6 protein-coding genes are annotated in these 14,931 nt (G+C 72.6%); 1 reads left to right on the top strand and 5 read right to left on the bottom strand.

The window, feature by feature from the left end; genetic code table 11:
- Positions 1 to 11 precede the first annotated feature (11 nt).
- From OG912_RS00530 to OG912_RS00515, 4 genes are all read right to left on the bottom strand, one after another.
- The gene (locus OG912_RS00530; RefSeq protein ID WP_306084029.1) at positions 12 to 1,697 is read right to left on the bottom strand and encodes a phytoene desaturase family protein; all 1,686 of its coding nucleotides are present in this window, start codon (positions 1,695 to 1,697) and stop codon (positions 12 to 14) included.
- Positions 1,684 to 11,010, bottom strand: a complete 9,327-nt coding sequence (locus OG912_RS00525) for a non-ribosomal peptide synthetase/type I polyketide synthase (protein ID WP_327707638.1) — start codon at positions 11,008 to 11,010, stop codon at positions 1,684 to 1,686. The genes OG912_RS00530 and OG912_RS00525 overlap by 14 nt, the downstream gene beginning before the upstream one ends.
- A gap of 127 nt (positions 11,011 to 11,137) precedes the next feature.
- Positions 11,138 to 12,043, bottom strand: a complete 906-nt coding sequence (locus OG912_RS00520; protein ID WP_327707637.1) for a sterol desaturase family protein — start codon at positions 12,041 to 12,043, stop codon at positions 11,138 to 11,140.
- Positions 12,044 to 12,567: 524 nt separating this feature from the next.
- A complete protein-coding gene (locus OG912_RS00515; protein WP_327707636.1) occupies positions 12,568 to 13,317 on the bottom strand; it encodes an ISAs1 family transposase in 750 nt (249 codons plus the stop codon).
- Between the two features lie 223 nt (positions 13,318 to 13,540).
- Between OG912_RS00515 and OG912_RS00510 the strand changes: the two genes are divergently transcribed.
- On the top strand, positions 13,541 to 13,987 hold the full coding sequence (locus OG912_RS00510) for a hypothetical protein (RefSeq protein WP_327707635.1): 447 nt from the start codon (positions 13,541 to 13,543) through the stop codon (positions 13,985 to 13,987).
- 558 nt (positions 13,988 to 14,545) lie between these two features.
- On the opposite strand, the gene OG912_RS00505 is transcribed toward OG912_RS00510, so the two are convergent.
- Positions 14,546 to 14,764 (bottom strand): hypothetical protein, encoded by a 219-nt coding sequence (locus tag OG912_RS00505; RefSeq protein WP_327713651.1) that lies wholly within the window; start codon positions 14,762 to 14,764, stop codon positions 14,546 to 14,548.
- Between the last annotated feature and the right edge of the window lie 167 nt (positions 14,765 to 14,931).

Genomic DNA, 14,931 nt, shown 5'->3' with positions numbered 1-14,931 from the left:
GGTCCTTCTGGTCATTCGGCCACCGCCGCCTTCCCGGCGTCGCCCCGCTGTTCGAGTCGTGGCAGCCGGCCCAGCTTCCCGGGATGCCACGGCCCGGCACCCTCGCTCGGCCAGGCCCGGAACTCCCTGCCCAGCTCGTCGCAGAGGAACTGGACCGCGTACCGGCCGCTGGTCGCGGCCCGGATCAGGCCGCCCATCCCGGTCCACTGCCCGGCCATCGAGAAGCCGCTCAGCCCCGGCAGCCGCATCCGGTCCCGGTCCACCAGCGCGGTCGACACGTCGTCGGCCTCGGAGAACGCCTTCCAGGCCAGGATGCTGCCGTAGGTGTTGCCGGTGTACCGCTCCGTCGTCGCCGGCGTCGCCACGTCCACCAGCTCGATCCGCTCCTCGAGGCCCGGATGACGCTCGGCCAGGAAGCCCCGCAGGAAGTCGACGACCTCCTGCTTGCGCTCCCGGTACGCCCGCCGGTCCGCCTTCCGCAGATCCTGCCAGGACCGGTGGTCGGTGAAGTACGTGCAGTGCAGCACCGACTTCCCGGCCGGCGCGAAGCCGTCGGCGTAGTCGGACCGCCGCTGCACCACCAGACTGTGCTGGAGGCTCCCCGGCAGCGCCGCGCCCCGCTCCGGACCGAGGAGGTACGTGGTGCTGTGTGGCTCACCAGCGGGCAGCGGGCCGTCGATTCCGACGAACGCGGAGACCACCGCCGGGTACAGGTTGTCCGGCCGGTCCAGCAGCTCCGTGTACAGCCGCTCGGTGCGCGGGCTGCTCCACCGCCCCTCCAGCAGCCGGTCCAGCACCGTCGGCCCGTCGCAGGCGGCGATCACATGGTCGGCGAAGTGCTCCTGCCCGTCCCGCAGCCGTACGCCGACCGCCCGCCCGTCCTCGACGAGGATCCGCTCCACCCGGGCGCGGTAGCCGATGTGCCCGCCGAGCCCCGTGTACCGCTCCTCCACCGACCGGGCCAGACCCAGCGAACCGCCCTCCGGGAAGCCCGCGTTGCCGTTGAAGGCGCAGGACATCGTGAAGAGGAAGGGGAGCAGCGGGAAGCCGGTCAGCTCCTGGAGGAACATGTTCGGGAACGCCTGGCGCAGCAGCGGGTCCTCGAAGCGGTCCGCGAACCGGCGCATCGGCGTGGCCGCGGTGCGCCAGTACAGCCGGAACGCCGGCAGGATCGCGAGCAGCGTTCGCGCCTTCTCCGTCAGGGACTTCAGCGGCGGCGGCTTCAGCTCCCAGTGCGGGGCGAGCCCCGCGAAGCGCCTGAGGTCCCGGCAGAACGCCCGGATCAGGCGCTCGTCGCCGGGCGAGAGCTCCAGCAGGTGCTTCTGGAGCCGGTCCGGGTCGTTGTAGAACGTGACGGACCGGCCGTCCTCCGTCACCACCCGGTTGAACTGATCGAAATGGGTGATCCGCTTCCCGTCCAGCGCCCCGAGCTCGCGCCACACGTCGTTCGCCCCGGTCCCGGGTGCCGTGCCGACCAGCCAGTCGATGCAGTAGTCGAAGAGGTAGCCCTGCCGGGCCCAGGCGGTGCAGCAGCCCCCTGGCAGCACGTGCTTCTCGAAGATCCGGCTCTCCAGCCCACTCATCTGCGCGTAGCAGCCGGCGGCCAGACCGGACATGCCCGCGCCGATGATGATCACCCGGGGCCGCCCGCCGGGAGGCCGGGCCTCCCAACGGGGCCCGCCGTCACGCACGCCCATCCGCGGTACCTCCCGCCAGCAGCGCCCGGACCAGCTCCGCGTTCCCGTCGAGGAACGAGCCGTCGAGCATCTCGGCGTGCCGCCCGTGCCCCTCGCGTACGGTGCACCCGGCGGCGGTGACCCCGTGCCAGCCGCCGGGCTCGTCCGCCGCGAAGCGGAGCAGCTTGTCCTGGTCGGAGATCACCGCGATCGGCGCGCCGAGCACACCGAGCGACGGGTGAGCACCGCAGTGCGCCAGGTACTCGCGGGCCTGCTCCACGGTCTCCCGGGCGACGATCTCGGAACCGGTGTGCCGCCGCAGGTGCTCCGCGAGCTCCGCCTCGAACTCGGCCAGGTGCTCCTCGCCGAGGGCGACGGCCTCGGCGATCCGGTACGAGTCCATGATCAGCACGAGGTCCACCGCGCGGCCCCGCCGCTCCAGCTCCCCGGCGATCTCGAACGCGAGGTTGCCGCCGAGGGAGTAGCCGAACAGCGTGTACGGCCCGCCCGGGTGCAGCTCCTCGGCCAGATCCGCGTACCGGGCCGCCTTGTCCGGACCCGACAGGTAGTTGAACGCGGCGAAGCGGTGCTCGGGCAGCCGCGCCGCGAGCTGCCGGTACACCAGCCCGTGCCCGCCCGCGGGCGGCAGGCAGAACACCGTCGCCGCCGGGTCCGCGCCCGGGTTGAACCACAGGTACGGCTCGGCGCCGGGCAGCCGCCCGGTGACGACGTCCTCCAGGGTGCGGGCCATGCCGTGCAGGGTGCTGGTCCGGAACAGCGGCCCGACCGGCACGGACGCGTTGAACTCGGTCCGCAGGTGGTGGATCAGCTCGATCAGCTTGATCGAACTGCCGCCCGCCTCGAAGAAGTCGTCCCGCAGCCCCGGCCGCTCCAGCCCGAGCAGCGACCGCCAGTGCCCCGCCATCCGCGTCTCGTACAGCGTCACCGGCGGTTCGTACCTCTCCGGTCCCGCCTCCGCGCGCGGCTCCGGCAGCGCGCCGAGATCGACCTTGCCGTTCGCGGTCAGCGGCAGCGCGAACACCTCAGTGAAGTGCGCCGGGATCAGATACGTCGGCAGCTGCTCCGCGAGGTGGCGGCGCAGCCCCCGGGCGTCGGCCACCGCGCCCGGCGCGGGCACGCAGTAGGCGCACAGCACGTTCTCGCCCGTCTCGTCCCGCCGTACCGTCACGCACACCTGCGCCAGCTCGGGCCGGGCGGCCAGCCGCGCCTCGATCTCCCCGGTCTCCACCCGGTGGCCGCGCACCTTCACCTGCCCGTCGGCCCGCCCGAGGAGGTGCAGCACCCCCTCCGCGTCCCAGTGCCCGAGGTCCCCCGTCCGGTACAGCCGTACGGGTTCGCCGCCCGGTTCGAGGGTCACGAACCGCTCGGCCGTCCGCTCCGGATCGCCCAGGTAGCGGTCGGCGACGCCGGCGCCGCCGATCCACAGCTCACCGGCCACCCCCGGCGGCACCGGCTCGCCGTGCCGGTCGAGGACGTACAGCTCGCTGTTGGGCAGCGGCCGGCCGACCGGCACCATCCGGCCCGGCTCCAGCCCCTCCGCCGGCCCCTCGTAGTAGGCGCTGTCGATGGTGGCCTCGGTCAGCCCGTACGAGTTGACCACCCGGGTCCCCGGCCCGCACAGCGCGACGAGCCTCCGGTGCTCGCCCGCCCGCCAGGCATCCGAGCCGACGATCACCAGGCGCATGAACTCCAGGCCCAGCCCCTTCCGCTCGCAGTGCGCCAGCAGCCCGCGCGCCACCGACGGCACGAACTCGCCGCAGTCCACGCCCTCCTCGCGCATGGTCCGGTAGAGCCGCGCGGTGTCGAAGAGGAGGTCCCGGTCGACGAGGACCAGCGTCCCGCCCGAACACAGCGCCCTGACCAGGTCCCCGGTGAACACGTCGAAGGAGACGCCCGCCATCTGCAGGTGCACCCGGACGTCGGTGTCCAGCCGGTACTCCTGCTGCCAGGCGACGAGCACCGAGGCCAGGTTGCGGTGGCTGACCCGCACCGCCTTGGGGCGGCCGGTGGAACCCGAGGTGTGGATCACGTATGCCGTCTGGTCGAGGCCCACGGCCGGCTCCGGCCGCTCCTCGGTCCCCGGCCGGTCCAGGTCGTCAAGGGTGACCGGCCGTCCCGGCAGCCGGGCCGCCCGGCCCCGCCGCCCGTCGGTCAGAACCAGCGTGGCCCCGGCGTTCTCCATCAGCTCGGCCAGCCGCTCCGCCGGGTGGTCCGGGTCCAGCGGCAGATACGCGCCCCCGGCCCGCCACACCGCGAGCAGCGCGATCACCAGCTCCGGCGACTTCGCAAGATGCACCGCCACCACCGTCCCGGCGCCGACGCCGCGTTCGCGCAGCGAGGCCGCCACGCGCCGCGAGCGCTGGTCCAGCTCCCGGTAGCCGAGCCGCCGCCCGCCCGGCACGGACACCGCGACCGCCTCCGGGAACTGCGCGGCGATCTTCCCGATCAGCTCGTGCACCGGCACGTCGTGGTCGATCCGTCGGCCGACGCCGCCGAACCCGGTGACGATCCGCTCCCGTTCCCCGGCCCCCAGCATCGGCAGCCGTCCCGCCGGGCGCTCGCCCTCCGCGCGGGTCAGGCCGTCGAGGAGGTTCCGGTAGTGCGCGGTCATCCGACGCACCGTCGCCGCGTCGAACAGGTCGGTGTTGTACTTCAGCACGCAGTGGAAGCGCCCGTCGGACCGGTCCTCGTACGCGGACAGCGTGACATCGAACTGCCCCTCTTCCTCGGGGAGTTCGATGTAGTCCAGTGTGTATCCGAAGCGCTCCACGGCCACCTTGTGGGTGAGCAGGATGAACATCGCCTGGAAGACCGCCGAGCGGCTCGGGTCGTGCTGGAGGCCCAACTGCTCAACGAGCAGCACGAACGGGTACTCCTGATTGTCGAGGCCCCCGAGGACCGTGTCCCGCACCCGGCCCAGCAGCTCGGCCACCGACGGCTCCCCGGCCAGGCTCACGTGCAGCGGCAGCGGATTGACGAAGTAGCCGTAGACGGAGGCGAACTCCTCCTCGGTGCGCCCGGTGACGGGGCTGCCGACCACGATCTCGTCCTGCCCCGACCAGCGGTGCAGCAGCAGGTAGTACGCGGTGAGCAGCACCGTGAACACGGTGACGTTGTGCTCCCGGGCCAGCGTCTGCACCCGGGCGCTGAGCTCGTCGTCGAGCTGGAAGAACTCGGAGGCGCCGTTGTCGGTCTGCACCGGCGGGCGCGGCCGGTCGGTGGGCAGTTCGAGCGCCGGGACCTCCCGCGGCAGGTGCTCCCGCCAGTACTCCAGCATCCGCGGCGCCTCGGGCCCGGCCAGGAAGCGGTTCCGCCGGTTGAGGAAGTCCAGGTAGCGGGCCCGGACCGGGGCCAGCTCCGCCGGCCGGCCGGTGCGCAGCCCGTGGTAGACCTCGAACAGCTCCTCGATGAAGGTGAAGGTGGAGATCGCGTCCGAGACGATGTGGTGGACCGCCTTCATCAGCACCCAGCGGTCCGGGGCCCGTCGGAACAGCCGCAGCCGCACCAGAGGATCCCGCTCCAGGTCGTACGGCCTGCGGTACTCCGCTACCAGCCGGGCGCGGACCTCGTCCCAGGGCAGCCCGGACACATCGAGAAGACCGGTGTCGGCGATGGCCTCGGGCCGCACCCGCTGGACCGGACGCCCGTCCTCGGCGGTGATGTTGACGCGCAGGCTCGGATGCCGGGCGATCAGCGTCCGGAAGGCATCGAACAGCAGCTCCGGGTCGAGCTCCGCGCGCACCTCCACCGCGCCGCCGATGTTGTACGCGAAGCCGTCCGGGTTGAGCTGCCGGAGGAACCACAGGGCCTGCTGGTTGTGGGTGAGTGGGTAGCACGCCTCGTCGGTGAACAAATCCACCGCCGTCTCCGCCACCGGACCCCCGGCCGCCGCGAGCTCGGTCAGCCCCGCGTGCAGCCGCTCGGTCAGCTCGCTCACCGGCCCATTGCTGAGCAGCGCCACCACCGGCAGCGAGACCCCCAGCTCGGTGTGGGTCCGGGCCCGCAGCTCCATGGCGAGCAGCGAGTCCAGACCGAGCGAGCCGAGCCGGGCGTCCGCGTCGACCAGCTCCGGCCGCACCCGCAGCACACCCGCCGCGAGGGCCGCGAACCGCTCGGCCACCAACGCCGTACGCGCCGCCTCGTCGGCGGCGCGGAACGCGTCGAGCAGACTGCCGCCCTGCCCCGCCGGGACCTCCCGCGGCGCCGCGGCGGCGAGCACCGACACCAGCGGCGGCGGGGTGGGATACCAGGACAGGAACACCGGCCAGTCCACCACCGCGGCCACCAGCAACTGGGCCCGGTCCTGCCCGATCACCCGCTCCAGGACCGCCATGCCCGCCTCCGGCGCCAGCGAGCTCATCCCGCGTGCGTCCCGGTAGTGGGCGACCAGCCCGAGCTCCTCGATCATGCCGGTGGCCCACGGCCCCCAGTCCAGGCTGAGCGCGGGCAGACCGAGCGCCCGGCGGTGATGGGCGAGCGCGTCCAGGAACGCGTTCCCGGCCGCGTAGTTGACCTGACCGGCCGTGGTCAGCAGCGAGGCGACCGACGCGAACAGTACGAAGTGCTCGACCGGCTCGTCGCGCAGCAGCCGGTGCAGCAGGTACCCGCCGTGCACCTTCGGCCCGTAGCCCGCGTCGAACGCTTCGCGGTCCAACGACGGCAGCAGGACGTCCCGCACCTGTCCCGCGAGGTGGAACACGCCCCGCACCGGCGGCAGACCGGCGGCCCGACGCCCGGCCAGCCAGCCCTCCATGGCCGCCGCGTCGGTCACGTCTACCGCGGCGACCAGCACCTCTGCGCCGAGCGCTTCGAGCTCGCGCAGGAACGCGACCCGCCGCCCCTCGGGGCCGCCCGGATCGAGCCCCCGCCACGCGCCGCGCTCCGGCACGCCGGTGCGGCCGAGCAGGACCAGGCGCCGGGCCCCGCGCCGTACCAGGGTGCGGCAGAGCAGCCGCCCCAGCGCCCCGAACGCGCCCGTGACCAGATAGGCGCCGTCCGCGCGCAGCCGCAGCGGCAGCGGACGGGTCAGCCCCGCGGGCGGACGCAGCCGGCTGAGGTGCCGCCGCCCGGACCGCAGCGCGATCTCGCCCTCGCCGTCGTCCGCCGTGAGCGCGCGCAGCAGCACCTCGGCCTCGCCGGGACCCCCGGCCGGGTCGAGATCGATCAGTTTGCCGCTGTGACCGATGAGCTCCTGCTGCCACAGCACCCGGCCGATGCCCCAGGCGGGCGCGCCGAACGGCTCCACCGGCTCGCCCGGCACCACCGCCTGGGCGCCCCTCGTGACGATGTGCAGGCGCCCCTCCGGGCACGCCTCGGGCAGCACCTGGGCGAGCAGGACGAGCGAGTAGCCGCCGACCGTGCCGATCCCGTCGAGGTCCGCCGCGCCGACCGTGTCCAGCCGGGGCAGATCGAGGTTCCACAGATGCACCACGGCTCCGAACCCCGGCCCGAGTTCGTCGAACAGCCTGCGCAGATCGGCCGCCGAATCGGGTCGCACGGTCATGTGCCGGGCCCCGCTTCGGTATCGGCTGCCCGGGCGGACCAGCCGGCACCGCCCGCCGCGCGCCACGACCGCCTCGGCCATCCGCGCGCCGAGCCCGCCCTCGTCGGCGAAGACCACCAGGTCGGGCGCGGGGAAGCCGTCGGGACCGTCCCCGGTCCCCTCGGCGGTCCCGCCGTCCTCCGGCGCCTCGGTGGGCGTCTCCTCCCAGACCACCTCGGCCAGCCAGCCGTCGATGGTGCCGAGCTTCACCGAGGAGGCCACCCGGTCCACCGCCGCCGCGCGGAAGCCGCTGATCCGGCCGAGCGGCGTCCCGTCCTCGGCGTACAGGGCGAGGTCGCCGACCAGTTCCTCGTCGCTCTCCGCGGTCACCGTCGCGTGCGCCCACAGGGCCCGGTCGCCGACCGCGTCCAGCCGCAGCTCCGCGATGCCGACGGGCAGCCGGATCCCGGCGGACCGGCCGTCGTCCGGCGTCATCGCGGTGAGCATGGTCTGGAAGCAGGCGTCCAGGAGCACGGGGTGCACATGGCAGTCCGCGGCCCCGTCGCCCATGCCCGGGGTGGGCCGGATCAGCGACAGCGCCTCGCCGGGCGCCGTCCACACCTCGTCGATCGCCCGGAACGCCGGGCCGTAGTGGTAGCCGAGCGCCGCCAGCTCGCCGTAGCACGCCTCCCGGTCGAGCCGACGCCCCGCCCGCGCCCGTACCGCGTCCGTGTCCAGCGGTTCCGCGAGCCGGCGTGGCTGCCCGGTGCGGACGACCCCGCTCGCGTGGACCGTACGGTCCGGAGCCCCGGTCCCGGAACCGGCGAGGGAGGCGATGGTGAACCCGGCCTCCTCCGGTGCGAAGGCGAGCTGGACGGTCGTCGCCTCGCCGTCGGGCAGGAACAGGGCCCGGGAGAACTCGACGTCGGCCAGGGTCGCCGTGTCGCCGCCGGTCAGCGCCCGGACCGCCTGCGCGGCCATCTCCAGGTACCCGGCGGCCGGGAAGACCGTGCTGTCCTCGATCCGGTGGTCGGCCAGGTACGGCAGCCGCTCGGTGTCCAGGCGGCTCTCCCAGGTCGGCTGCAGCGCGGAGGTGCGCCGGCCGAGCAGCGGGTGGTCCAGCCGGCCGAGCCGGATCTGCTCCACCGGCGCGGGCTCCACCCAGTACCGCTCCCGCTGCCACGGATAGCCCGGCAGCGGCACCGGCCGCCCCACGGGCTGGAGCACCGACCAGTCCACGTCGACGCCCAGCGTGTACAACTCAGCGAGGGAGCGGGCGAACCGCTCGGGCTCGTCCTCCCGGCGCCGGATCGACGGCAGCGTCACCCCCTCGACGGCCCGGCCCTCCAGGCACTCCCGGATCGAGTGGCCGAGCACCGGGTGCGGACCGATCTCCAGGAACAGCGTGTACCCGTCGTCGACCAGCCGGTCGACCGCGGCACGGAACCGGACGGGCCGCCGGACGTTCTCCCACCAGTACGCGGCGTCCAGCTCCGGCCCCCGCGCACGCCCCTCGCGGCCGGTCAGATACAGCGGGAGACCGGCGGCGCGCGGCGCGATCCCGGCCAGCGCCTTGTGCAGCTCGGCCTCGATCGGGTCCATCCGCACGCTGTGGTACGGCACTTCGACGTCGAGGAACCGGGCGAAGACCTGCTCCCGCTCCAGCCGCCCGGCGAGCTCCCCGAGGGTGTCCCGGTCCCCGGACAGCGTCACCGACGCCGGGCTGTTCACGGCGGCGACCGACACGTGGTCCCGGTACGGGCGGACCAGCCGCTCGGCCTCCTCCTCGGACAGGTTCGCCGCCAGCATCACGCCGGTGCCCGCGAGCCGGTGCTGGAGGGCGCTGCGCGCCAGCGCGATCCGGACGGCGTCCTCCAGGCCGTACACCCCGGCCTGGTGGAAGGCCGCGATCTCGCCGGTGCTGTGCCCGACGACGGCGTCCGGCCGCACCCCGTGGTGTTCCCACAGCGCCGCGAGCCCCGCCTGGACGGCGAAGTTGGCGGGCTGGGCGAGCCAGGTCTCGGCCATCCGGGACTCCGCCTCGGGCCGGGTCAGCTCGTCGAGCAGCGACCAGCCCGCCTGGCGCCGGACCTCCCGATCGCAGCGCTCGACCGCCTCCCGGAACACGGGCTCGGCGTCCAGGAGCTCGCGCCCCATGCCCCACCACTGCGGCCCCATGCCGGTGAACACCCACACCAGCCGCTGCGCCCCGGGCTCCCGGAGGCGGCCCCGCACGGCCCGGGGGTGCTGCTCCCCGCGCTCGCAGGCGGCCAGTACCTCGTCGAGGGAGCCGGGCGGGCCGAGGGGGGAGTGGACGACGGCGAGGCGCTCCTCGAAGTGCTGGCGGCGGTGGGCCAGGGTGTGCCCGAGGTCCGCGAGGGGCACTCCGGCGGCAAGTTCGCGGCGGACGCCTGCGGCCAGTTCGGCCGGGCCCGACGCGTGCCGGGCGCTCAGCGGGAGGACCGAGCGGGCGGGCGTCCGGGCCGTCGCGCGCGGCTCCTCCGGCGGGCGGGGCGGCGCCTCCTCCAGCAGGACGTGGGCGTTGGTGCCGCCGAAGCCGAAGGAGTTGACGCCTGCCCGCGCGGGTCCCTCGTGCTCCGGCCAGTCGACCGGTGCGGTCGGGATCTCGAAGGGCAGCGCGGCGAAGTCGATGGCGGGGTTGGGCTGTTCGAGGTTCAGGTGCGGTGGGATGCGGCGGTGCCGGAGGGCCAGCGCCGTCTTGATCAGGCCCGCGACGCCGGCGGCGGCCTCCGTGTGCCCGATGTTGGTCTTGACCGAGCCGACGTAGCACCGCGCCCCGGGCGCCCGGCCCTGCGCCAGCACCCGGCCCAGCGCCCGCGCTTCGATCGGGTCGCCGACGGGGGTGGAGGTGCCGTGTGCCTCGACGTACTGGAGGCTGCCCGGTGTCACTCCCGCCTCGGCGCAGACCCGCTCGATGAGCGTGGCCTGGGCGTCGGCGCTGGGCACGGTGATGCCGTTGGTGCGTCCGTCCTGGTTCACCCCGCTGCCGATCACCACGGCGTGCACCGGGTCGCCGTCGCGCAGCGCGTCCGAGAGGCGCTTGAGCGCCACGACGCCGACGCCCTCGGCCCGTACGTAGCCGTCGGCGGAGGCGTCGAAGGCGCGGGAGCGCCCGTCGGGGGAGAGGAAGCCGCCCTTGGTCTCGGCGATGGTGTACTGCGGCGCGAGGTGCAGCAGGGTGCCTCCGGCCAGGGCGAGTTCGCTCTCGCCGCGCTGCAGGCTCTGGCAGGCCAGGTGGACCGCGACCAGGGAGGAGCTGCACGCCGTGTCGATCGAGACGCTGGGGCCGCGGAAGTCGAGGCAGTGCGAGATGCGGTTCGAGACCATCGTCATCATCGTGCCGGTCGCGGTGTGCGCGGCCAGCGTCTCGAAGCCGAGGTCGGCGAACTGCAGGATCTTGTAGTCCAGGGTGAAGGCGCCGATGAAGACGCCGACGTCCCGCCCGGCCAGCTCGGCGGGCCGCTGTCCGCCGTCCTCCAGCGCCTCCCAGGACACCTCCAGGAGCTTGCGCTGCTGCGGGTCCATGTGCTCGGCCTCGCGCGGGCTGATCCCGAAGAAGTGGGGGTCGAACTCGTCGAAGCCGTCGATGTAGCCGCCCCGGCCGCCGGTCAGCCGGCCCGGCTTGGCCCGGTCGCGGCTGCCGAGGGTCGTGGTGTCGTACCGGTCCGCCGGGGTGGGGACGAGACAGTCCCGGCCTTCGATCAGATTGCGCCAGAAGGACCGGTGGTCACCCGCGTGTCCGGGGAGCCGGCAGCCGATGCCGATGATGGCGACCTTGTCGCGGTGGGCGGCGCTGGGTGAGTCCGTCATGGTCCAATCCGGTGGAGACGACGCCTCGGTACGGGCCGGGCGGGGGTGTATGGGGGCACGACGCCGGTACGGCGCGGTACGGGGCGGGGAGGTCGCGGTACGGAGCGGGTGTGCGCGGTACGGGGGACTACGCGGTGTGGGGCGGGCGGCGCACGGGGTGGAGCAGGCTGGCGACGATCGAGCCGGTCTCCGGGAATGTGGCGCGGTCCTGGACACCGACGATCGCCGGGCGGCGGTCCGGTCGCCAGGTGAAACTGCCGAAGAGGCGGTCCCAGACCGAGAGGTCCACGCCGAAGTGACCGGCCTCGGCCAGGTCGGCGCTGTGGTGCAGCCGGTGTTGCTCGGGGCTGGCCAGGACGTGGTGGAGCGGACCGAGTCGGACGTCCACGTTCGCGTGCACGAAATAGCCTTGGACAAGGGTGAAGAGCGCCACCGCGAAAAGGCAGTCGGCGGAGAATCCGAGAAATCCCAGTGTCAATTGGACCGTGCCCTGTTTGAAGGCGACATCCAGTAGGTGGTTGACGCCGTTATTGGCGACGTTCACTTTTCCCGGGACGTGATGAATTCCGTGTACCTTCCACAGCCACCGATTGGAATGCGCCCAGCGGTGGGCGAGGTAGCCGGTCAGTGAGGAGGTCAGCAGCGCGAGGGGCACCTCGGCCCCGAGCGCGAGCCCCGGGCCCGTGACGGGGGTCGCGGCCAGAACGGCCGCGACGACCGACTGGCCGAGCACGGCGCCGGCCATGGTGAACCCGAAATAGGCTGCGTACCAGCACAGTTCCCGGCCGCTTGGGTGCCAGTCGGTCCGGTGCGGGATCAGCCGCTCCAGCGCCGCGAGATAGACGATGGTGCCGATCAGGAAGAGCTGGACGGCCCGGCCCCGGTCCCAGTCGAAGCGCAGAACCGAGGTGAAGAGCCAGACTGCGGACAGGAGCAGAATCGGGTACGCGGCATAGCGGAGACACTCGCGGGCGGACGCGCCGGTGGTCCACGCATTCGCCGGCAGAGACCCCGTATCGGGTCGATATTCCATGCGGAGAATCTCCATCACATCCGAATAGGGAGTTCGCAGAGTAGCAGCGGACGTGAGGGGCCGTGAATGAGTGAACGGCGTTTTTTGGCCAGCGCGGTAAGGGGGGCGCACGAGGGTAATTTATAAGAAGAAGTTCTTTTTATTGTTCGGTGTCTGTGGGGCGGGGGGGAGGGCACGGGGTGCCGGTGACCGGAAGTAACGATTCCGCACTCGCGTGGGCGGCGCCGGCCATGCCGGTCGCCACCCGCGTAAAGAGCGGTTACCGCGGGGTCCGGGCCCGGCGGATATGCCCGAAACCATCGCCCCGTGGGAGCGCGTGTGGGGCCACGGACGGAACACGAGCTGTACAACTCGGGCGGCCGGACCGCACAGGAGCCCGCAAGGAGAGAATTGCCCGGGTATACAGGCCCACCCAACCTGGCGGCCCGTCAACGTTGCAGGCGACCGAACAAGGGATGATCCCCGGCCGCCGGAGACTCCCGTGTGGGCAGGGGCATTGCGTGAAGTGATCTTGTCCGGGTTCGTCAGGTGAGCCCGAGGGCGGTCAGGGGGCGGCGGTAGTCGCGGGCGGTGCGTCGAAGGGCCGCGACCATGGTGGCGGCACCGTCCTGGCGATGAACCCCGATGGCGAGGTTGCGCAGGGAGGCCATGGTGCGGGGCAGATGACCGGTGCAGACCTTGGAGTCGTCCTCGCGGAAGGTCCGGTCGCGGACGTGGTGCAGAAGGTTCTCGATGCCCCAGTGGCCTCTGATCCAGGAAGCGAGTTCGGGGCCGGTCGCGGTGCCGGGGGCGAGGCTGGTGATCAGGTAGATCCGCTTGATCGTGAGTTCTCCGGTGGCCCGGTCCAGGCGCCACCGGGTGATCTGGAGGGCCTGTTTCGCGTCGGGGTAGTCGAGGTGATCAAAGGCGGCGGCCTTCAGCCTGCGGATCTCGATGCGGTGGTGGGCGCGGGTGCGGTCGTAGTGCTCCAACGGCATGTCCCGCCAGGGCAGATGACGCACCCGGTCGTGGAGCTTGGCGTGGTTCTTCTTCACGATCGCCAGGTAGTGGGCCCCGCGGGAGCGGAGGTAGGCGCCGTGGGCGTGCTGGGTGTGCAGCGCGTCAGCGGTGATCATGACGCCGTCCAGATTCTCGATCGCATCCAGCAGGGTTGCGAAGGCGGGGATCTCGTTGCTCTTGTCGGCGATCTGCCGCTGGGCCAGGACGGTGCCGGTGTGGTCCATCGCGGCGAGCAGGACCACCGCGGTCTTCTCGGTCGTGCGTGAGCCGCGCACCGTCTTTGCCGTCCACCCGCGACAGCCCGACGGCCCGCATGCGGGGCCCGCTCACCGTCCGGGGCGGTCTGGTTGAGGCGGGTGTCGAAGAAGGCGCCGATGGCCCGGTCCAGGACATCGCCGTCGAGACGTTCCAGAAGGCGACGGACGGTCGCAGGAGGACGGGGCGGTTGTTGTCGACGGCGGAGAGTGTGCAGCGGATGTAGAGCACGCCCTGGTCGAGGTGGACGTCGTTCCAGTGCAGGCCGAGGGCTTCGCCCTTGCGCATGCCGGTGCCGATGAGGACTTCGTAGAGGTCGGCCATCTCGGGGTCGGTCTGATGGCAGCGGGTGAGGAATCGGGCTGCTTTCTCCGCTGTCCAGATCCGTCGTTCCGGCGACGGCGGCCGGTGCAGCACCGGGGGAGAGGCTGGGTTGTGGGGGAGGCGGTGCTGGCGGACGGCGTTGCCGAGCGCGCTGGACAGGGTGGCGAGGCACCGGTAGAGGGTGGACCGGCCGCGGCCGCAGGCGAGCTGGCCGGTGACGAAGGCCGCGATATGCCGGTGGGCGAGCTGGTCGAGCTTGAGGGTGCCGAACGCGGGGACGAGGTCGTTGCGGACGTAGTCGCGGTAGCGGCCATCGTGGTCGGCTTCAGTACGAGCGCCTTCGCAGCCGGCCATGTGTTCAGGTAGGCGGCGACGGTCTGGTTCGAGTCCGCGTCGAACCCGCCGCCCTCGCCTTCGAGGAACTGGCGCAAGGCTTCATCGGCCGCATCCTGGGTGGTGAAGCCGCCCCGGCGCACGGTCGTTCTGCGGTGGTCCGGGGCGGGGACATCGACGGCGAACCCGCAGGTTCCGTGGGTGCTGTCTGTCGCTAGGTGTGGACAGCGGGCACCTATCTGGTGACGGTGGGTGTCTCTGCAGCCGCAGCGGCGGTAGATGCGGCCTCGGCCGGCGCTGGTACGCATGGCGATCGCCTCCACGAGGCGGAAAAGGGCCTGACACTCTCAGCGTGCGACCACACGCGACCACCACGCCCGAAAGAGAGTCCGTGACCAGCGATTTTCCCTTGTCCGCGCGCCAAGGGACCCGCAGACGACCCGCAGAGTCTTCGGTCATGGTTGTAGGGCTTGGTGCGCCACTGAGTGGTTGTTGTCGTTCCGAACCTGAGGGCGCTGTTTTAGCTGGTCAGGCATAGGGGTGGCCATGTTGTGGGAGTGGTGGCCTGTCGTGTCATCGCTCCCTGGGAGGTCACGGATGCCGTCGGTCGTGGGGTTGCTGGAACAACGTGAGCTTGCTGCCCGTCGTCGGGTGGACGAGCTGCGGGAAGAAGCCGACCGCGAGGAGGCCGAGTTGGCCGTGGCCGAGCGGGACTGGAAGGAGTGGGCCATCGCCCGGTCCCGGGTGGGCGAGGTACTGGATCCGTCCGAAGAGCTCGTCGTTCCCGAGCAGACACCGAGCCATCGCCATGGCCGAGCTCGACGGCCCGGAGGTGGCTCTGGCCGCCGTCGGCCGTCTCGAGGACGAGTTGGCCGAACATCACGCCTACCACGCGACCCGCGCCGACCTGCTGCGTCGGCTGTGCCGTGGTCAGCAGTCGCGCGCGGCCTACGACAAGCCCATCGAGCTGACGAGCA

Origin of the sequence: Streptomyces sp. NBC_00464, from assembly GCF_036013915.1 — a bacterium.
Lineage (GTDB): Bacteria > Actinomycetota > Actinomycetes > Streptomycetales > Streptomycetaceae > Streptomyces.
The sequence above is the reverse complement of the archived record's forward strand: the minus strand, read 5'-3'. Positions and strand labels throughout refer to the sequence as shown.